The organism is Arthrobacter sp. zg-Y1143, from assembly GCF_030125565.1.
Classification (GTDB): Bacteria; Actinomycetota; Actinomycetes; order Actinomycetales; family Micrococcaceae; genus Arthrobacter_B.
The window spans coordinates 82,439-101,700 of the sequence record NZ_JASKLW010000001.1 but is presented as its reverse complement, the minus strand read 5'-3'; the positions used below and the strand labels follow the sequence as shown (position 1 = coordinate 101,700).

The window sequence follows — 19,262 nt, the reverse complement described above, 5'->3', positions numbered from 1 at the left end:
CACAAGAACCAAACCCAGAAGGACAGCGTTGAACACCCCCCGCCTCGTCACCACTGCTGCAGAACTGCGCTCCGCCACTGCGGAGCTGCTCACCCGGGCGGCGGCCGCGAATCCCGCCCGTCTGCCCAGCCTCGCCCTGGTGCCCACCATGGGTGCCCTGCACGAAGGCCACGCCTCTCTGATGTCCGCCGCCCGGGCGGACAACGACGTCGTCACCGCCTCGGTCTTCGTCAACCCGCTCCAGTTCGACGACCCCGCCGACCTTGAGCGCTACCCCCGCACCCTCGACGCGGACCTGGAACTGCTGGGCCGGGCCGGGGTGGACCTGGTGTTCGCCCCTTCCGTGGAGGAGGTGTATCCCGACGGGGTGCCGCAGGTGCGGCTCAGCGCCGGCACCATGGGCACCCGCTGGGAGGGAGCATCCCGGCCCGGACACTTCGACGGAGTGCTCACCGTGGTGGCCAAGCTCTTCCACTACGCCGCCCCGCCGGTGCCCGCCCGCTTCCGGGCCTACTTTGGGCAGAAGGACGCCCAGCAGGTTGCCCTGATCCGCCGGATGGTCGCCGACCTGGACTTCCCGGTCGAAATCACCGCGGTGCCCATTGTCCGGGCCGCGGACGGCCTGGCCGAGTCCAGCCGCAACCGGTTCCTGGACGCCGGCCAGCGGCAGGCAGCCCTGGTGCTGTCCAAGGCCCTGACCATGCTGAAGGACCGGGCTGCCGCCGGCGAAGCGCTGGACCTGGCAGCCGCCGCCGACCTGGTCCGCTCCCAGCCCGGCGTGGACCTGGACTATTTCGAAGTAGTGGATCCGCGCACGCTGGAACCGCTCGCCGCGGACGATCCCCTGGCCGGGCCGGCCCTGGCCCTGCTGGCCGCACGGGTGGGCCCGGTCCGGCTGATCGACAATGCCGTCCTGGCCTGAGCAGGGCCCGCGGGCCGTGGTCCTGGAGGAATACCCGGGCATTTCTCCCGTGCTCCGCACGCATCCCGACGGGGTGCCCGGAGTGCGGGAGAGGCAGCGGCGCTTTGCTCTGTAAACTTAATAACCGTGACCACATCTAACTCCGTTCCCGAAGCCGCTGATACCTCCGAGCAGATGCGCATCCGCGCCGAAAAGCGTTCGCGGCTCATTGACCGCGGAGACGAGGCATACCCGGTAGGGGTGGAACGCACGTCCTCACTCAAAGAGGTCCGGGAAAAGTTCGGACACCTGCAGGCCGATGAAGCCAGCGGGGAGACGGTGGGAGTCACCGGCCGCGTTGTGTTTATCCGCAACACCGGCAAGCTCTGCTTTGCAACGCTCCAGGAGGGCAACGGCACCCGGCTGCAGGCCATGCTCAGCCTCGCGGTGGTGGGCGAGGAGTCCCTGGCGGACTGGAAGTCCCTGGTGGATCTGGGCGACATTGTTTTCATCCGCGGCGAAGTTATTTCCTCCCGCCGAGGTGAACTCTCCGTGATGGCCCAGTCCTGGTCCATGGCCTCCAAGGCCTTGCGGCCGCTGCCCGTGCTGCATGCCGGATTGAATGAGGAAACCCGCGTCCGGCAGCGCTACGTGGACCTGATGGTCCGCGATGAGGCGCGGGACATGGTCTACAACCGCGCCGCCATCATCCGCGGGGTCCGCGACACCCTGCACGGCCACGGCTACGTGGAAGTGGAAACCCCCATGCTGCAGCTGGTGCACGGCGGTGCCGCTGCCAGGCCGTTCGAGACGCACCTGAATGCCTTTGACCAGAAAATGACCCTGCGCATCGCCACCGAGCTGTACCTCAAGCGTGCAGTGGTGGGCGGTATCGAGCGCGTCTTCGAAATCGGGCGCATATTCCGCAACGAGGGCGTTGACTCCACCCATTCCCCGGAATTCACAACGCTTGAATGCTACGAGGCCTATGCCGACCAGTACGTGATGGCCGACCGGATGAAGGAAATCATCCTGCACTGCGCCGACCTGATGGGCAGCAGGCAGATCGAGACCGCTGCGGGAACCATCGACCTCGACGGCGAATGGCGCTGGCTGAGCGTCTACCCCGGCCTGTCCGAAGCCGTAGGCACCGAAATCACCCCTGACACCGACGCTGCGCAGCTGCGGGAGATTGCCGATAAGCACGGCGTGAAGGTGGATCCCAAGTGGGATGCGGAAAAGCTTGTCATTGAGCTGTTCGGCGAAATTGTTGAACCGACGCTGCTCCAGCCCACCTTCGTTTATGACTACCCGCCCTCAGCCCAGCCGCTGGCCCGTCCCAACCGGGACGATCCCCGACTGATTGAAGCTTGGGACCTGATCATCGGGGGCATGGAACGGGGTACGGCGTTCTCGGAGCTGATTGACCCGGTAATCCAGCGGGAGCGCCTCACCGAGCAGTCACGTCTTGCCGCCAACGGCGATGACGAGGCCATGGCATTGGACGAGGACTTCCTGCGGGCACTGGAATACGGCGCTCCTCCCATGGGTGGCATTGGCCTGGGAATTGACCGCCTTGTGATGCTTTTCACGAATACCGGAATCAGGGAAACAATTCTGTTTCCCCTCCTTAAGCCGGAAATGGGTTAGACATGGAATATGTAGAAGTACTCTTGCCGTCAGTTTGTGTTGCAGCTCTCTTTTATTTCGTGATGAAGGCTCTCCTGAACTCGGACCGCGCCGAACGGAAGGCGCTGGCGGAGGCGGAACGTGAAGTTGACCAGAGTGTAGACCAGCAACCTTTGAAGAAAACAGGTGAAGAAGAGAATTAATACCCGAGTGCTTTGACGGGGCTTTGCTAATTGCGCCATACTCTAAGTGGTCTCATATTAAGTCTTCCCGTTTTTAGCTGCTTAGGAGCCTGTCATGGCACAAAAGGTAAAAATCATTCTCGTGGACGACCTCGACGGTGGAAGTGCGGATGAGACCGTTCGGTTCGCCCTCGACGGGTCACAGTACGAGATTGATCTGTCGAAGGACAATGCGAAAAGTCTCCGCGATGCGCTGAAGACCTATGTAGATGCAGGCCGCAAGGTGGGTGGCCGCACCGGCCGTCCGCGCAGCGCCGGCTCCGCCCGCAGCAACGAAGCGGCGCAGATCCGCGAATGGGCCCGCAAGAACGGATACAACGTTTCCGAGCGCGGCCGCGTCAACAGCGAGATCATCGACGCCTACCGCGCCGCCCAGGGCTAGGCCTGCACAGGCGGGTTTCCGCGCAGGTCTCACGCCGACGGCGAACAAGCCCCTATTGCACCCCTCAGGCACGTAGCATCGAATTACGCGTTAGCTAGGAGTGTGCCTCATGTTTGAAAGATTTACCGACCGTGCCCGTCGCGTTGTCGTGCTTGCCCAAGAAGAGGCCCGCATGCTCAACCACAACTACATCGGCACCGAGCATATTTTGCTTGGCCTCATTCATGAGGGCGAAGGTGTTGCAGCTAAGGCCCTTGAATCCCTGGGCATCTCGCTTGGTGCTGTCCGTGAGCAGGTGCAGGAGATCATCGGTCAGGGCCAGCAGGCCCCGACCGGCCACATCCCCTTCACCCCGCGGGCCAAGAAGGTGCTGGAGCTCTCGCTCCGTGAAGCCCTGCAGCTCGGCCACAACTACATCGGTACCGAACACATCCTGCTCGGCCTGATCCGCGAAGGTGAAGGTGTTGCCGCGCAGGTCCTGGTCAAGCTCGGTGCCGACCTGAACCGTGTGCGCCAGCAGGTTATCCAGCTGCTGTCCGGCTACCAGGGCAAGGAGCCCGTCTCCACCGGCGGCCAGCAGCAGGAAGGCCAGCCCGCCGGATCCGTGGTGCTGGACCAGTTCGGCCGCAACCTCACACAGGCGGCGCGCGAAGCCAAGCTCGACCCGGTTATCGGGCGCGAGCACGAAATGGAACGCGTGATGCAGGTGCTCTCGCGCCGGACCAAGAACAACCCTGTCCTGATCGGTGAGCCCGGCGTCGGCAAGACCGCCGTCGTTGAAGGGCTCGCCCAGGCGATCGTGCGCGGCGACGTGCCCGAGACCCTGAAGGACAAGCAGCTTTACACCCTGGACCTGGGTTCCCTCGTTGCCGGCTCGCGTTACCGCGGCGACTTCGAGGAACGCCTGAAGAAGGTCCTCAAGGAAATCCGCACCCGCGGCGACATCATCCTGTTCATCGACGAAATCCACACCCTTGTAGGTGCCGGTGCCGCCGAGGGCGCAATCGATGCCGCTTCCATCCTGAAGCCAATGCTGGCCCGCGGCGAGCTGCAGACCATCGGTGCGACCACGCTGGACGAATACCGCAAGCACATCGAAAAGGATGCAGCCCTCGAGCGCCGCTTCCAGCCGATCCAGGTTGCCGAGCCCTCGGTGGCACACGCCATCGAGATCCTCAAGGGCCTGCGTGACCGCTACGAAGCGCACCACCGGGTATCCATCACCGACGCTGCGCTGGCCTCGGCCGCAACCCTGGCGGAACGGTACATCAGTGACCGCTTCCTCCCGGACAAGGCGATCGACCTGATCGATGAAGCCGGTGCCCGCCTGCGCATCCGCCGGATGACTGCGCCGCCGGAGCTGAAGGAAATCGATGAGCGGATCTCCGCCCTGAAGATGGAGAAGGAGTCGGCAATCGACTCCCAGGACTTCGAAGGTGCCGCCTCGCTGCGCGACAAGGAGCAGAAGCTCCAGGACCAGCGCGCCGAGAAGGAACGCCAGTGGAAGTCCGGCGGCCTGGATGACATTGCCGAGGTGGATGAAGAACTCATTGCCGAGGTGCTTGCCAACTCCACCGGCATCCCCGTCGTCAAGCTGAACGAGGAAGAGTCCACCCGCCTGCTGCGGATGGAAGACGAACTGCACAAGCGCGTCATCGGCCAGGACCAGGCCATCAAGTCCATCTCGCAGGCCATGCGCCGCACGCGGGCCGGGCTGAAGGACCCCAAGCGTCCGGGCGGCTCGTTCATCTTCGCCGGCCCCACCGGCGTCGGCAAGACCGAGCTGGCCAAGGCACTCGCGGAGTTCCTGTTCGGAGACGAAGACGCCCTGATCACCCTGGATATGTCCGAGTACGCGGAGAAGCACACTGTTTCCCGCCTGTTCGGTGCCCCTCCGGGATATGTGGGCTACGAAGAGGGTGGCCAGCTGACCGAAAAGGTCCGCCGCAAGCCCTTCTCCGTGGTGCTGTTCGACGAAGTTGAAAAGGCCCACTCGGACCTGTTCAACTCGCTGCTGCAGATCCTCGAAGACGGCCGCCTGACGGATGCACAGGGCCGGATGGTGGACTTCAAGAACACCATCATCATCATGACGACCAACCTTGGCACCAAGGACATTTCCAAGGGCGTCATGACCGGCTTCCAGTCCGGCACGGACACCAAGACCGGTTACGACCGGATGCGGGCCCGGGTCACGGAAGAGCTGCGCCAGCACTTCCGCCCCGAGTTCCTCAACCGTGTGGATGACACCGTGGTGTTCCCGCAGCTGACCCAGGACGAGATTGTCCAGATTGTGGACCTCTTCCTGGACCGCCTGGGCAAGCGCCTGGCCGAGAAGGGCATGAGCATCGAGCTCACCCCGGCGGCCAAGGTGCTGTTGGCCACCCGCGGCTACGATCCCGCCATGGGTGCCCGTCCGTTGCGCCGGACCATCCAGCGCGAAATCGAGGACCAGCTGTCCGAGAAGATCCTCTTCGGGGAGATCAAGCCCGGCGAGCTGATTTCGGTGGACGTCGAGGGTGAAGGTGACGAAGCACAGTTCACCTTTGTTGGCCACGGCGTGCCGAAGGCCATCGAGGAAGCTAATCCTGCCATCGAGGCCGGCGTCGGGGAGTAACCCCTAAGCCCGCCCTGCAGGCGCAAGGTTCCACCAAAGGGAGCCCCGGAGCAATCCGGGGCTCCCTTTGTGTTCCCGGCAGGCTCCCGACCCGGAACCCGGTCCACCGCCGCGAGTCCGCCTGTTACGGCCGCGCGGCGGCAGGCTCGGTTGGAAGTCCTAGACTGGTCCGATGATGTCCGCTTCGCAGATCACCGTCCGCCGTGCCCGAACCGCAGATGTCCATGACATCCGACGGCTCGTGGCGCCGCTGGCCCGCGAGCGGGTCCTGATTGCGAAGGAAGCGGTTGCCTACTACGAAGGGCTGCAGGAATTCCGGATCGCGGAGGACGGCGACGGCAACGTCATCGGCTGCGGAGCGTTGCACGTGATGTGGGAAGACCTTGCCGAGGTGCGCACACTGGCGACCGATCCCGCGGCCCGCGGACAAGGGGTGGGGCATGCCCTGCTGGAGACCTTGCTGGGGGATGCCCTGGATATTGGAGTGGCGCGCGTCTTCTGCCTGACCTTCGAGGTGGAGTTCTTCGAGCGGCACGGTTTCAAGGTCATGGAGAACCAGAATGCGGTGGATCCAGTGGTGTACTCCGAGCTGCTGCGCTCCCATGACGAGGGTGTTGCGGAGTTCCTGGATTTGGCCCGGGTGAAGCCCAACACCCTTGGAAATACGCGGATGATCCGCTGGCTCTAGTGTCCGCTGCCGTAAGTCCCGGCCGGCCTCCGGTGGCGATTGGGCGGCTTACGCGATAGTGTAAGGGTACTTAGCATCATCCGATGCCGACGGAAAGCCAGCCGCACTATGGACCTTCGCGGCAGGTAATTCCGGAAGCCGATCAGAAAGCGAGTTCAGTAATGGGCGCAGATGACAAGATGCAGAATAAGGCTGAGAACCTTGGCGGCAAGGTGAAGGAAGGCGTTGGCAAGGCCACCGGCAACGAGCGCATGGAGGCCGAGGGCCACGGCGACCAGGCCAAGTCCAAGCTCAAGGATGCCGGCGAAAACGTGAAGGACGCCTTCAAGGGCAAGTAGCGTAGCCGGCCCGCTGAAGCGGGCGCCAAGGCATGGAAAGCGGGAGGGGTAACCCCTCCCGCTTTTTGTTGTCCGGATGTTTTTGCTGTCCGGACGCCCGGGCGGGCTGTCCGCGCTGCCCCTGTTGCACCGCGCCCGGCGCGGGTAGGGTCGAGACCGGACGTGGGGGTCGTTCTGTGCCGGAGGAAGTTCTACGAAGGAGTTCCAGCGCCATGAAGAAACTGATCAACAACCCCCGATCCGTGGTTGCGGAATCGCTGGAGGGGTTCGGGCAGGCCCACCGGGACCTGGTGGAAGTCCACCTGGATCCCGACTATGTGGTGCGGCGGGACGCGCCGGTGCAGGGCAAGGTGGCCCTGGTCTCGGGCGGCGGCAGCGGCCACGAACCGCTGCACAGCGGATACGTTGGGGCGGGCATGCTCACAGCGGCGGTTCCCGGCGCTGTGTTTACCTCACCCACACCGGATCAGATCCTTCCCGCCATCGTGAAGAGTGACTCGGGTTCGGGTGTGCTGCTCGTGGTCAAGAATTACACCGGGGACATCCTGAACTTCGAAACCGCCGCCGAACTGGCCGGCGTGGAAGGCATAGACGTACGTACCGTGGTGGTGAACGACGACGTCGCAGTGGAGGACTCCACCTACACCGCCGGACGGCGCGGGGTGGCCGGCACCGTGCTGCTGGAGCGGATAGCCGGCGGGTCGGCGGACCGCGGGGATGATTTGGCGAAGGTGGCGGAGGTTGCCGAACGGGTCAACGCGAATGTCCGGTCCATGGGTGTGGCCCTTGCCCCGTGCACGGTGCCCCATGCCGGTGAGCCGAGTTTCACCCTCGCCGAGGACGAGATCGAGATGGGGGTGGGCATTCACGGGGAACCGGGCCGGCACCGGGTGCCCATGACCAATGCGGATTCGATTACCGACCAGCTGATGGAACCCGTGCTGAGCGACCTGGGCATCACCGGTTCGGACAAGGTGCTGCTCTTTGTGAACGGGATGGGCGGAACACCCCTGAGCGAGCTCTACATCGTGTACCGCCGCGCCGCCCAGATCCTGGCAGAACGCGGGGTGGACATTCAACGGTCCCTGGTGGGCAACTACATCACCGCCCTGGAAATGGAGGGGGCCTCAGTCACTGTCCTGCGTTTGGATGATGAGCTGACGGAGCTGTGGGACTCGCCGGTCAACACGCCGGCCATGCGGTGGGGAGTGTAGGGGATGGAACTGGACGCAGCATGGGCAGACCGCTGGATGCGTTTGAGCGCGCAGGCCATGACCGAAAACCGTCAGCGCCTGACCACCCTGGACCGGGAAATCGGAGACGCGGACCACGGGGAGAACATGGAACGCGGCTTCACCGCCATTGTGGAGAAGATGGATACCGACGGCACGCCGGACACTCCGGGGGAGGTGTTCAAGACCGCTGCCATGACGCTGATGTCGAAGGTGGGCGGGGCGGCGGGGCCGCTGTACGGAACTGCCTTCCTGCGAGCCTCCACGGCCGCGGGAAGCTCTGCCGCCCTGGGGCCGCAGGAGCTGGTGGCCGTCCTGACTGCCGCCCGCGATGGCATTGTGGCACGCGGGAAGGCGGAAACCGGCGATAAAACGATGATCGATGCCTGGACGCCCGCGGTGGATGCCGCGGCCACGGCGCAAGCGGCCGATGCCACGCCCGTTGGGATCCTGATTGCCGCCGCCAATGCCGCGGAGGCCGGCCTGGCCGGAACCGAGCCGCTGGTTGCCCGCAAGGGCAGGGCCAGCTATCTGGGTGAGCGGAGCGCCGGGCACCTGGATCCGGGGGCGGCATCCACGGCCCTGATCCTGCAGGCGGCCGTGCAAGCGGCGGAGGCCGCGGCATGAGCGTGGGGCTGGTGGTTGTTTCGCACAGCCGGAAATTGGCCGAAGGAGTGTGCGAATTGGCAGCGCAAATGGCGGCGGACGTGCATCTTGCGGCCGCCGGCGGTACCGACGACGACGGCATCGGCACCAGCCTGGAGAAAATCCAGGCCGGCATCGCCTCGGCCGACACCGGCGACGGGGTGCTCCTGCTGACGGACCTCGGTTCGGCAGTGATGACCGCGGAGATGGCATTGGAGTTCCTCGACCCGGATCAGCAGCAGCGGGTGCGGATGGCCGACGCCGCGTTGGTGGAAGGTACCGTGGCCGCCGCCGTCGCCGCGCAGACCGGAAAGCGATTGCCCGAGGTGCTGGCTGCCGCCGAAGCAGCTGTGCAGCCTGCGGCGCCCGGCACTGACGCCGGGCAGGCAGCCGGGACTGACTCCGGGACCGAGGCGGCCGGGACTGACGCCGGAACCGCTGCGGCGGATGAAGCCAGCGGTTCGTGGACGCTGGTGAACCCGATGGGCCTGCATGCGCGCCCGGCCGCTGCGGTGGCGCAGCTGCTGGCGGATCTCGATGCGGAAATTACCATCAACGGCGTGGATGGAAAATCCGTCATGATGCTGATGACCCTCGGGCTGAAACCGGGTGAAACGCTCAGTGCCACCGCAACGGGACCGGACGCTGACCGGGCCATTGAGCTGCTCGGTGCAGAGGTCCGCAACGGTTTCGGAGAAATGTAGCGCGGGGCCGGCCGCCGCAGCCGGCATTACAGCGGAAGCGACACTCCGTGGTCATCTTCGGCGGCGAGCCGGTCCTTGATCAACCCTGCCAATGCACGTTCCAGCTGCTCCTGGGGTGCCTGCAGCCGGTGCAGGGCCTGAAGCGGAGACAGTTCCGCTGCCGCCCGCGGCTCCGTTGCCAGGTCAACGGGAGCGTGCAGCAGTAGTTCCCGGCGTACCGGTTCCGTCGCGTGCCGCAGCACGGCCAGCATGGCGCCGCGTACCTGCCGGTCCGTTCCCGCCCAGGCCTGGCCTTTGGCCGTATAGTGCGGCTCGGGACGGCCGGCGGCCACCCATGCGCAGCGGTCCAGGACCGGACATTCGGCGCACCGCGGGCTGCGGGCGGTGCAGATCAGCGCGCCCAGTTCCATCACCGCCGCGTTCCAGGCTACTGATTCGACGCGGTCGGCGGGCAGGAGGGAACGGGCCAGCCGCATTTCCGCAGCAGTGAGGGAAGGCGAGGGCAGGGCGTCGCCGGTCACGGCACGGGCATGCACCCGTCGGATATTGGTGTCCACCACGCACTCGCGCCTGCCGAAGGCGAAAGCCGCCACCGCCGCCGCGGTGTAGTCCCCGACGCCGGGGAGGGCCAGCAGTGCGGCGTGCGTGGAGGGAACCTCGCCGGCGGAATCCGCGGTAATGGCGGTGGCCGCGGCATGCAGGCGCAGCGCGCGGCGCGGATAGCCGAGCCGGCCCCAGGCCCGCACGGCCTCACCGCTGGGCTCGGCGGCCAGAGCTGCGGGGGTGGGCCAGCGCCGCATCCATTCCTCCCAGACGGGCAGGACACGGACCACAGGTGTCTGCTGGAGCATGATTTCGCTGACCAATACGCCCCAAGGGCTGCATTCGGGATCCCGCCACGGCAGCGTGCGGGCATTGGCCGCGAACCACTCAGTAATACTGCGGTGCAGCGTTTCTGCCTGCGGATCCATCCGGCGCTCCCTTGTTATGACCAGCAATACTCTACTGATCGGCGTGGTGTGCCCAGTAATCGCACCCCTAATACCTAGCCTTGAAGCATGGACGGGAAAGGAACTGAGCAGCTGCAGCGCCCGGGTGCGCCCAGGCGGCCAAGCCCGGCGGTCTACCGCCGGCGCAGGCTGGTGGCCGGCGTTCTTGCCGTGCTGGTCCTGGTCGGACTGATCCTCGCCGTGACCTCGGTGGTCAGGGCCCTGTCCCCGGATGAACAGTCCGTCCCTGCAACCGTTCCCGGACCAACCCAGAGTCCGGCAGGCAGCGTACCCGCCGGAACACCCGTTGCCGCGGAGCCCGCCCCGGCAACGCCCTCTGCCACCCCGACGGCCGCGAAGCCGGCGGGGTCCGCCTGCCCGGCCGACAAGGTGAAGGTGAGCGCCTCCACCGACGCGGTGGTCTATCCGGCCGGCTCCAGCCCGTTGCTGACCATGACCGTGACCAACACCAGTGACACGGCGTGCGAGATCAACGTCGGCACCACGCAGATGGAGTTCATCGTTGCCAGCGGATCCGACCGGATCTTCTCGTCAATGGACTGCCAGGACGGGGCCCAGGACTACGCCAAGAAGGTGGAGCCGGGCGCTTCGGAGACGGCCAACTTCCCGTGGGAGCGCAACCGGTCCGCACCGGGCTGTGCCGCCGTGGCCTCCAACCCCAACCCGGGGTACTACATCTTCACCGCCCGGCTGGGGCAGACCAGCAGCGAAAACGCCGTTTTCCAGCTGGAGTAGCCCGGCGGCCGGCTACATGAACCGGTCCAGCAGGCTGGTCTCGGCGATCCGGGACAGTCCCTCGCGTACGGTGCGCGCCCGCTGCTCACCGATGCCGTCGACGGTCATCAGGTCATCAATGTTGGCCGCCATCAGGTTCTGGAGACCGCCGAAGTGGTCCACAAGGCGGTTGGACACTGCCGGCGGCACGGATTTGATGTTGCTCAGCAGGCGGTAACCGCGCGGCTGAACCACTGCTTCCAGGGAGTCCTGGCCGGGATGGAAACCAACCACCGAGGCGATCTTGCCCAGATCAACCATTTCCGAGGAACTCATGTTCTGCAGAGTGGCGATCTGCTCCTCGATGTTCCGCTGGCCGTTGTTGAGGTCGGCATAGTCCCGCAGGATCATTTCGCTGCCGGGGCCGAGCCCGGTGGTCAGTTCCTCGAGCTGGAGGGAGAGCAACCGGCCATCCAGGCCGAGTTCCAGGACGTACTGGGAAATTTCCTCGGAGATCCGGCGGACCATTTCCTGGCGCTGGAGCGTAACCGCGACGTCGCGGACGGTGACCATGGCTTCGATTTCCAGTGCGGAGAGGGAATTGGTGACCTGGTCCAGCCTTGCCCGGTAGCGTTCCAGGGTGGCCAGCGCCTGGTTGGCACGAGCCAGGACCGGTTCCGAACCCTCCAGGACGTGCCGGAGCCCGCCCACATATAGCTGGATGATCTGCATTGACTGGCTGACCGAAATCACGGGGAATCCGGTCTGGATGGCCACCCGTTCGGCGGTCCGGTGCCTGGTGCCGGACTCATGCGTTTCGATGGTGTGGTCCGGGACCAGCTGCACTGCCGCCCGGAGGATGTTCTTGGCATCGCGGTCGCATACAATCGCGCCGTCCATCTTGGCGAGCTCACGAAGCCGGGTGGGGGAGAAGTCAATGCCGATGTCGAAGCCGCCGGAGCAGATGGAATCCACGGTCCGGTCAAAGCCGAGCACAATCAGGGCGCCGGTGCGACCGCGCAGGATGCGTTCCAGCCCGTCGCGCAGTTCGGTTCCGGGTGCAACCCGCGCCAGTGTTGCTTTCAGCGCGTCTTCCGGGCTGCGGGCCATGGTCACTTCCTTCCGGCCCGGGGGCCCTGGACGATCCTGGGCAAGGCTTGCCCGTCCCTATACTAGTGCGAGTTGGCAAGGGTCAGCCGCACCGGCACCGCCACCGGCAGGTCCGGTCACGTCCGGTCGCTTCAGTCAGGTCCGGCCAGGGGCTAGAACAGCAACTCCAGTGCCTCGGCGAGGGTGGAGACCTCGCGGACCTTGAACCCGGCGGGCACGTTTCCCGGTCCGTTGGGGGAAGCGGGAACCACGGCGTGCGTAAACCCAAGGCGCTCGGCCTCGTTGATGCGGCGTCCGATGCCCGGGACGGGGCGGACCTCTCCGGCCAGGCCGACCTCGCCGAAGGCTATGAGCTGCGCCGGCAGCGGTTTGTTCATTTTTGCCGAGGCAACGGCCAGGGCCACCGCGAGGTCCGTGGCGGGCTCGCCCAGTTTCACGCCGCCCACGGTGGACACGTAACTGTCATCCTTGGCCAAGCTCATGGAAGCCCGCTGCTGCAGGACGGCCAGGAGCATGGCCACCCGGGAGGCGTCCACGCCGCTGGTGGCACGCCGGGCCTGGGCGTTCCCGGTTTCAGCCACGAGGGACTGCACCTCGGCGACCAGAGGCCGCTTGCCCTCGAGGGTAACGGTGATGCAGGTGCCGGACACGGGGTCCTTGGTGCGCGATACGAACAGGCCGCTGGGATCGGCCAGCCCCTCGATGCCGTCTTCGGTCAGGTCGAAGCAGCCGACCTCGTCGGTGGGTCCGTACCGGTTCTTGACCGCCCGCAGCAGGCGGAGCCGGGAGTGCCGGTCACCGTCGAACTGGCATACAACGTCCACGAGGTGTTCCAGCAGCCGCGGGCCGGCAATGGAACCATCCTTGGTGACGTGCCCAACCAGCAGGGTTGTCATGTTGCGGGTCTTGGCGGCATTGATAAGTGACGCGGCAACTTCACGGACCTGGCTGACGCCGCCGGCGCTGCCGTCCACCGCGGTGCTGCTCAGGGTCTGGACCGAGTCCACGATCAGCAGCCCCGGAGCCACCTGCTCCACCTGCCCCAGCGCCTGGCCCAGGTCTGTTTCGGCACTGAGGTAGAGGTTGTCCGATACCGCACCGATGCGCTCGGCGCGCAGCTTCACCTGCGCCGTGGATTCCTCGCCCGTCACGTACAGGACGTCGCGGCCGGCGCCTGCCACGCGCGAGGCCACATCCAGGAGCAGTGTGGACTTGCCCACCCCCGGCTCGCCGGCCAGGAGGATGACGGCGCCGGGCACCAGACCGCCGCCCAGCACCCGGTCCAGTTCGCCCACACCGGTGGCCTGGTAGGCAGCGGTGGTGGCATCCACCTCGCCGATCCGCTGCGCCGGACGGGCCACCACGGTGGCGGCTGTGGTGCGGGCCAGGACCTCGCCGGATTCCTCCACCGTTCCCCACGCCTGGCACTCGCCGCAGCGTCCCACCCATTTGGCCGTGGTCCAGCCGCATTCCGAGCAGCGGAAATTGGCGGTCTTCGGCCGTGCAGTCTTTGTTGCCATAACCTCAGGCTATCCCGGGGCACTGACAGTCCTGCCTGCGGGCAGAAGCGGGCATGGCCGGCCACCAGCGCGGGTCAGACCTCGGAAAGGTAGCCGACGGCTTCTTCGTGGGTGAGGCCGGTGGACTCGAGCAGGTCCACCACCAACGGCCGGAACAGCATGATCAGCGCATCGCCCTGCAGGTCAGTAATACCCAGGGCCGCGGGATGCAGCCGCGATCCGACGACGGCCAGTTCGTTGCGTGCCTGCCGCAGGTGCCGCAGCCGTGCGTCTCCGCTTTCCCCGCCGCCCAGTGCCCGGGCAAGGATGTCGACGGCGTCGGCCGTGTCGGTCAGTATCTCCGCCACGTTCTCGATCGCGTCGTCGTTGAGCGAGGCATGGTTGATGGCCGACGTCGTGCGGCGGGCGAAGACCCGGCTGTTGCGAACCGCCAGGTCCAGGTAGCCGATGGATCCGCGCAGATCTCCCAGTTCCGCCAAGTACCGCCGGTAAGCCGGCGAAATCCGTGCCACTTCGCGGGCGTCCCGGACGCTGCGGGCCAAGGTGTCCAGCTGCGGCTGGGTGTTGCGGGCCCGGACCAGCGCATGCCAGGCAATGGTGGAATCGCTCTTGGCGATCGCTTCGGAACACTGGCGCAGCACGGCGGAGAGCTCGTTCAGCAGTTCGCGGATATTGGATTTGGGTTCGCGGCGCGGATCCCGCGGCGCCAGCATGGTTACCAGCAGGGCAAACACCCCGCCCACAATGGCATCAACACTGCGGGTGAAAACGCCGCCGTCCGGTGCAGGCAGCAGAACCACCAGCAGGGACTGCAGGCCAAGCTGCGTGGTGAAGATGACGCCCCGGTCCAGGAAACGCGCCAGCATCACGGATACAAACAGGACCACTGCGGCCTGAATCAGCCCGTTGCCCAGCAGCGTCAGCAGGATTTCCCCCACCGTGATGCCCAAGGTGCAGCCCACCCCGACTTCCAGGACGCGGCGGGTGCGCGGTTCCCGGGAAAAGCCGAGCGAGATCAGGGCGGCTGTGGCCGCGAAGAGCGGGCCCTGGTGGCCCAGGACGTATTCCGCGAAGGCATACGCACCCACGGCGCAGACCGTCATCTGCAGGGCCGGAACCACGGAGTTTCGGCTGCGCTGCAGACCTACCCGGGCCCGGTTCCGCAGGAAACCCCGGCTTTTGGCGAAGGAGCTGCGTTGGGGCATGGATCCAGTCTAGGGGGAGGGACAGGCAAGCTGTATCCGGCGTCACCTCCGACAGGCAATGGGATGTTCCCTGGATGCCCTGACGGCGTTAACTTTCCGTTCACCTTGCTTCGCCACGCTGGGACAGGAACGTGTTCGTGGTTCCAGCAAGTCCATGCGAACAGCTTCCGGCACATCGGTGCCGGACAACCCCTTGAAAGGGACACGATGGTGAAGGTTTCACATCCACGCCGCTATGCCTCCGTACTGAGTATTTCCCTTGCGGCCGTGCTGGGCCTGGCCGCCTGCGGCACGGATACCGCGGCGCCGGCCGCCACACCCTCCGGTGGCACCGAAAGCACCGTTGCCGGCACGCTCTCGGGTGCCGGCGCCACCTCCCAGGATTCAGCCATGCAGGCATGGATTGCCGGTTTCAGTGCCGCCAACCCGCAGGCATCAGTGCAGTACTCCCCGGACGGCTCCGGTGCCGGCCGGGAAGCGCTGCTGGCCGGCGGTGTGCAGTTCGCCGGCACCGACGCGTATCTCGACGATGAAGAAGCCGCCGCCGCTGCGGAGGTCTGCGGCCCGGAGGGCGCCATCCACGTGCCCGTCTACATTTCTCCCATCGCGGTGGCCTTCCGGCTGGACGGCGTCAAGGAGTTGAACCTGGACGCGGCCACCATCGCGGGAATCTTCCGCGGCGAAATCACGGTTTGGAACGATCCGGCCATCACGGCCCAGAACCCGGGCGTCGACCTGCCCGCCACCCCCATCACGGCCGTGCACCGGGGCGATGAATCCGGCACCACCAAGAACTTCACCGACTACCTGGCCAAGGCGGCACCGGATGCCTGGCCGGACAAGGCCTCGGGCGAATGGCCCGCAGAGGTGCCGGCAGGTGAAAATGCGTCGGGGACCGGCGGCGTCATTTCCACCGTCACCGCAACCGAAGGCGCCGTGACCTACGCCGATGCCTCCGCCGTCGGGGACCTGGGACTGGTGCACGTCCAAGTGGGCGGGGACTACGTTCCCGTCAGCGCCGAGGCGGCTGCGCTCGCCGTCGAATCCTCCACCGACGTCACCGGGCCGGGGCGGCCGGAAGCGGACATGGCCATGGACCTGGAGCGGGACACCGCGCAGTCCGGTGCCTACCCGGTGGTGCTGGTGAGCTACCACGTCTTCTGCACGGCCTACCCGGACCAGGGCACGGTGGACCTGGTGAAGGCCTTCGGAAACTATGTCATCAGTACCGAAGGCCAGGACGCGGCGGCTGACGCTGCCGGCAGCGCACCCCTGTCCGAGGACCTGCGCGGCCGGGCTCGAGCAGCGCTGGAGACCATCAAGGTCGGTCCCTAGCAACGCAGGCACGCCTGCCTTCCTCCTATGCGGGCGGGGAGGGCAGGCACCCTCCGCTTCCGCGGTGCAGTACTTAAACTGATAGAAGAAGCCCCGCCATCACGTCGAAGGGTTTGAGCAGTGTCGAGCAAGTCAATAACAGGTGAAAGCGGCACCGGCCGTGCAGGAGACAAGGTTTTCTCCGGCGTAACCGTTGCCGCCGGCTGCCTGATCCTTTTTGTGCTCTTCTGCGTGGCCGTGTTCCTGCTGTGGCAGGCCCTGCCGACTTTCGCCGCCGACCCCGCCGAGATCTCCGGCGGCGGGTTCGGCAAATACATCCTGCCGCTGGTCATCGGAACAGTGATTGCCGCCGCCATCGCCCTGCTGATCGCCACCCCCGTGGGGATCGGCGTCGCCCTGTTCATCTCCCACTACGCTCCGCGCCGGCTCGCGCAGGGGCTTGGCTACCTGGTGGACCTGCTCGCCGCGATCCCGTCCGTGGTTTACGGTGCCTGGGGCATGACGGTGCTGGCTCCGGCGCTGGTAGGGCCGTACAACTGGCTGGCGGAGAACGCCGGCTGGATCCCGATATTTGCCGGGCCCGCCAGCCAGACGGGCAAGACCATGCTCACCGCCGGCATAGTGCTATCCGTGATGGTGCTGCCGATCATCACCTCGCTGACCCGCGAGATCTTCCTGCAGACCCCCAAGCTCCACGAAGAGGCAGCGCTGGCCATGGGCGCCACCCGCTGGGAAATGATCCGCATGGCGGTCTTCCCGTTCGCGCGTCCCGGCGTGATCAGTGCGGTGATGCTCGGCCTGGGGCGGGCGCTGGGCGAGACCATGGCAGTGGCCCTGGTGCTCTCCTCCGGCAGCCTGATCGCCAGCCTGATACGGCCCGGCAACCAGACCATCGCCGCCGAAATTGCCCTGAACTTCCCCGAAGCCTACGGGCTCCGGCTTTCGGAGCTGATTGCCGCAGGACTCGTGCTGTTCCTGATCACGCTGGCAGTGAATATGGTTGCCCGCTGGATCATCAGCCGCCACAAAGAATTTTCGGGAGCCAACTGATGATTGATACACCGCCCGTCCTCAACCGTCCCGGATCCATGCTGACCAAAAACCGGCTGCCCCGGTACACGCCCTGGCTGGTCCTCGCTGCGGCGCTGGTGCTGGGAGCGGCACTGTCGGCCCTGATTGGGTTCTCCGTTGCCTCCTTCGCGGTCTTTTCCGCCGTGCTGTTTGCCCTGGGCGGCACCGCCGTCACGTGGCTGGTGGAGGGCCGCCGGCACGCCGTGGACAGGCTCGCGACGAACCTGGTCTGCGGCGCGTTCCTGCTGGCCCTGGTGCCGCTGGTCTCGGTGATCTTCACCGTCCTGGTCCGCGGACTGCCCGGCCTCAGCCCGGATTTCCTGCTGACCTCCATGGGCGGGATGACCGGCGCCGTGGACAATGCCTCGGCGGAGAACGGCACAGCGGTGCTCGGCGGCGTCTACCACGGCATTGTGGGCACCTTGCTGATCACTTTCTGGGCCACTGTGATCTCGGTGCCGGTAGGCCTGCTGGCCGCCGTTTACTTGGTGGAATACAGCCGCGGCGGCGCCCTTTCACGGGCCATCACCTTCTTTGTGGACGTGATGACGGGCATTCCCTCAATTGTGGCCGGCCTGTTTGCCGCGGCCTTCTTCGGCCTGGTGTTCGGGCCGGGTACCCGGACCGGCTTTGTAGCCGCCGTCGCCCTGTCCGTGCTGATGATCCCGGTGGTGGTGCGGTCCACCGAGGAAATGCTGAAGATTGTGCCCAATGAACTGCGGGAAGCCTCCTACGCCTTGGGGGTACGCAAGTGGCGGACCATCCTGAAGGTGGTTGTCCCCACCGCCATCTCCGGCATTGCCTCCGGCGTTACCCTGGCCATTGCCCGCGTCATCGGCGAAACAGCGCCGCTGCTGGTGACGGCAGGATTTGTGAACACGATCAACTTCAACGCGTTTGCGGGCTGGATGAGCACACTGCCCACCTACATCTACCGGCAGCTGATGAGCCCCACCTCGCCGACAAATACGGATCCCAGTACCCAGCGGGCCTGGGCGGCGGCCCTGATCCTGATCGTTATGGTCATGCTGCTGAACCTTGCTGCACGCCTTATCGCACGCATCTTCGCCCCCCGCACCTCCCGCTAGACGCGAAACAACCCTGAAGGAACCCATGTCCAAGCGCATCGACGTCAAAGACCTGAATGTCTATTACGGCAATTTCCTTGCCGTCCAGGACGTCAACATCAACATTGAACCCCGCTCGGTTACTGCCTTCATCGGCCCCTCAGGCTGCGGCAAGTCAACCTTCCTGCGCACCCTGAACCGGATGCACGAAGTCCTGCCCGGCGCCCGCGTGGAGGGCGAAGTGCTGCTGGACGGGGAGAACCTTTACGCCCCGGGCGTTGATCCGGTGACGGTGCGCAGCCATGTGGGCATGGTCTTCCAGCGGCCCAACCCGTTCCCCACCATGTCCATCCGGGACAACGTGCTGGCCGGCGTGAAGCTGAACAACAAACGGATTTCCAAGTCCGACGCCGATGACCTGGTGGAACGCTCCCTCACCGGAGCCAACCTGTGGAAGGAAGTACGGGACCGCTTGGACAAGCCCGGCTCCGGACTGTCCGGCGGCCAGCAGCAGCGCCTGTGTATTGCCCGGGCCATTGCCGTATCCCCGGAGGTGATCCTCATGGACGAGCCCTGCTCGGCCCTGGACCCCATCTCCACGCTGGCGATTGAGGACCTGATTGAGGAACTCAAGAGCGACTACACCGTGGTGATCGTGACCCACAACATGCAGCAGGCGGCACGGGTGTCGGATAAAACGGCTTTCTTCAACATTGCCGGCACCGGCCAGCCGGGACGGCTCATCGAGTATGCGGACACGCCCGTCATCTTCAGCAACCCGGCCGAGAAAGCCACGGAAGACTACGTCTCCGGGCGCTTCGGGTAAGCGGACGGGCCCAGAGCAGCGTGCCT

At 65.8% G+C, this 19,262-nt stretch carries 19 protein-coding genes; 15 read left to right on the top strand and 4 right to left on the bottom strand.

Translation table 11 applies throughout. From position 1 onward, the window contains the following. Nucleotides 1–28 precede the first annotated feature (28 nt). From panC to dhaM, 10 genes are all read left to right on the top strand, one after another. Complete coding sequence (panC, locus tag QNN98_RS00570; RefSeq protein WP_283995949.1) at nt 29–922, top strand: pantoate--beta-alanine ligase; 894 nt, start codon at nt 29–31, stop codon at nt 920–922. Between the two features lie 174 nt (nt 923–1,096). Continuing rightward, a complete protein-coding gene (gene lysS / locus QNN98_RS00565) occupies nt 1,097–2,551 on the top strand; it encodes a lysine--tRNA ligase (RefSeq protein WP_283996240.1) in 1,455 nt (484 codons plus the stop codon). A gap of 2 nt (nt 2,552–2,553) precedes the next feature. Further along, entirely contained in the window at nt 2,554–2,733 is a 180-nt protein-coding gene (locus tag QNN98_RS00560) for a hypothetical protein (protein ID WP_227912529.1), read from the top strand. 94 nt (nt 2,734–2,827) lie between these two features. Then, the gene (locus tag QNN98_RS00555; RefSeq protein ID WP_227912528.1) at nt 2,828–3,154 is read left to right on the top strand and encodes a histone-like nucleoid-structuring protein Lsr2; all 327 of its coding nucleotides are present in this window, start codon (nt 2,828–2,830) and stop codon (nt 3,152–3,154) included. A gap of 109 nt (nt 3,155–3,263) precedes the next feature. Further along, entirely contained in the window at nt 3,264–5,771 is a 2,508-nt protein-coding gene (locus QNN98_RS00550; RefSeq protein ID WP_227912527.1) for an ATP-dependent Clp protease ATP-binding subunit, read from the top strand. A gap of 172 nt (nt 5,772–5,943) precedes the next feature. Continuing rightward, entirely contained in the window at nt 5,944–6,459 is a 516-nt protein-coding gene (locus QNN98_RS00545; RefSeq protein WP_227912526.1) for an amino-acid N-acetyltransferase, read from the top strand. 161 nt (nt 6,460–6,620) lie between these two features. Beyond that, nucleotides 6,621–6,797, top strand: a complete 177-nt coding sequence (locus tag QNN98_RS00540) for a CsbD family protein (RefSeq protein WP_227912525.1) — start codon at nt 6,621–6,623, stop codon at nt 6,795–6,797. Between the two features lie 212 nt (nt 6,798–7,009). Further along, nucleotides 7,010–8,011, top strand: coding sequence for a dihydroxyacetone kinase subunit DhaK (gene dhaK, locus QNN98_RS00535; RefSeq protein WP_227925980.1), 1,002 nt, complete (start codon nt 7,010–7,012; stop codon nt 8,009–8,011). 3 nt (nt 8,012–8,014) lie between these two features. Continuing rightward, nucleotides 8,015–8,656 carry a dihydroxyacetone kinase subunit DhaL gene (gene dhaL / locus QNN98_RS00530; protein WP_227912523.1) on the top strand — a complete coding sequence of 214 codons (642 nt, stop codon included), beginning with the start codon at nt 8,015–8,017 and terminating at the stop codon, nt 8,654–8,656. Then, nucleotides 8,653–9,378 carry a dihydroxyacetone kinase phosphoryl donor subunit DhaM gene (gene dhaM / locus QNN98_RS00525; protein ID WP_227925981.1) on the top strand — a complete coding sequence of 242 codons (726 nt, stop codon included), beginning with the start codon at nt 8,653–8,655 and terminating at the stop codon, nt 9,376–9,378. Before dhaL ends, dhaM begins: the two co-directional genes overlap by 4 nt. A 26-nt stretch (nt 9,379–9,404) precedes the next feature. Here the strand turns inward: dhaM and QNN98_RS00520 are convergent, their stop codons facing one another. Next, nucleotides 9,405–10,349, bottom strand: coding sequence for an iron-sulfur binding domain-containing protein (locus QNN98_RS00520; protein WP_283995948.1), 945 nt, complete (start codon nt 10,347–10,349; stop codon nt 9,405–9,407). A gap of 87 nt (nt 10,350–10,436) precedes the next feature. Here QNN98_RS00520 and QNN98_RS00515 point away from each other — a divergent pair, with 87 nt between their 5' ends. Then, nucleotides 10,437–11,123, top strand: a complete 687-nt coding sequence (locus QNN98_RS00515) for a hypothetical protein (protein ID WP_283995947.1) — start codon at nt 10,437–10,439, stop codon at nt 11,121–11,123. A 12-nt stretch (nt 11,124–11,135) separates the two neighbouring features. On the opposite strand, the gene disA is transcribed toward QNN98_RS00515, so the two are convergent. The 3 genes from disA to QNN98_RS00500 form a co-directional block, all read right to left on the bottom strand. Beyond that, nucleotides 11,136–12,212, bottom strand: a complete 1,077-nt coding sequence (gene disA, locus QNN98_RS00510) for a DNA integrity scanning diadenylate cyclase DisA (protein ID WP_227912519.1) — start codon at nt 12,210–12,212, stop codon at nt 11,136–11,138. A 152-nt stretch (nt 12,213–12,364) separates the two neighbouring features. Then, a complete protein-coding gene (gene radA, locus QNN98_RS00505; RefSeq protein ID WP_227912518.1) occupies nt 12,365–13,732 on the bottom strand; it encodes a DNA repair protein RadA in 1,368 nt (455 codons plus the stop codon). A 74-nt stretch (nt 13,733–13,806) separates the two neighbouring features. Next, nucleotides 13,807–14,937: an FUSC family protein gene (locus QNN98_RS00500; protein ID WP_227912517.1), complete on the bottom strand. Its 1,131-nt coding sequence runs from the start codon at nt 14,935–14,937 to the stop codon at nt 13,807–13,809. Between the two features lie 210 nt (nt 14,938–15,147). On the opposite strand from QNN98_RS00500, the gene pstS reads away from it, so the two are divergent. From pstS to pstB, 4 genes are all read left to right on the top strand, one after another. Beyond that, complete coding sequence (gene pstS / locus QNN98_RS00495; RefSeq protein WP_283995946.1) at nt 15,148–16,272, top strand: phosphate ABC transporter substrate-binding protein PstS; 1,125 nt, start codon at nt 15,148–15,150, stop codon at nt 16,270–16,272. Nucleotides 16,273–16,392: 120 nt separating this feature from the next. Beyond that, nucleotides 16,393–17,322: a phosphate ABC transporter permease subunit PstC gene (gene pstC / locus QNN98_RS00490; RefSeq protein ID WP_227912515.1), complete on the top strand. Its 930-nt coding sequence runs from the start codon at nt 16,393–16,395 to the stop codon at nt 17,320–17,322. Then, a complete protein-coding gene (gene pstA / locus QNN98_RS00485) occupies nt 17,322–18,431 on the top strand; it encodes a phosphate ABC transporter permease PstA (protein ID WP_227912514.1) in 1,110 nt (369 codons plus the stop codon). The genes pstC and pstA overlap by 1 nt, the downstream gene beginning before the upstream one ends. A gap of 25 nt (nt 18,432–18,456) precedes the next feature. Further along, nucleotides 18,457–19,236 (top strand): phosphate ABC transporter ATP-binding protein PstB, encoded by a 780-nt coding sequence (gene pstB, locus QNN98_RS00480; protein ID WP_227912513.1) that lies wholly within the window; start codon nt 18,457–18,459, stop codon nt 19,234–19,236. Nucleotides 19,237–19,262 lie beyond the last annotated feature (26 nt).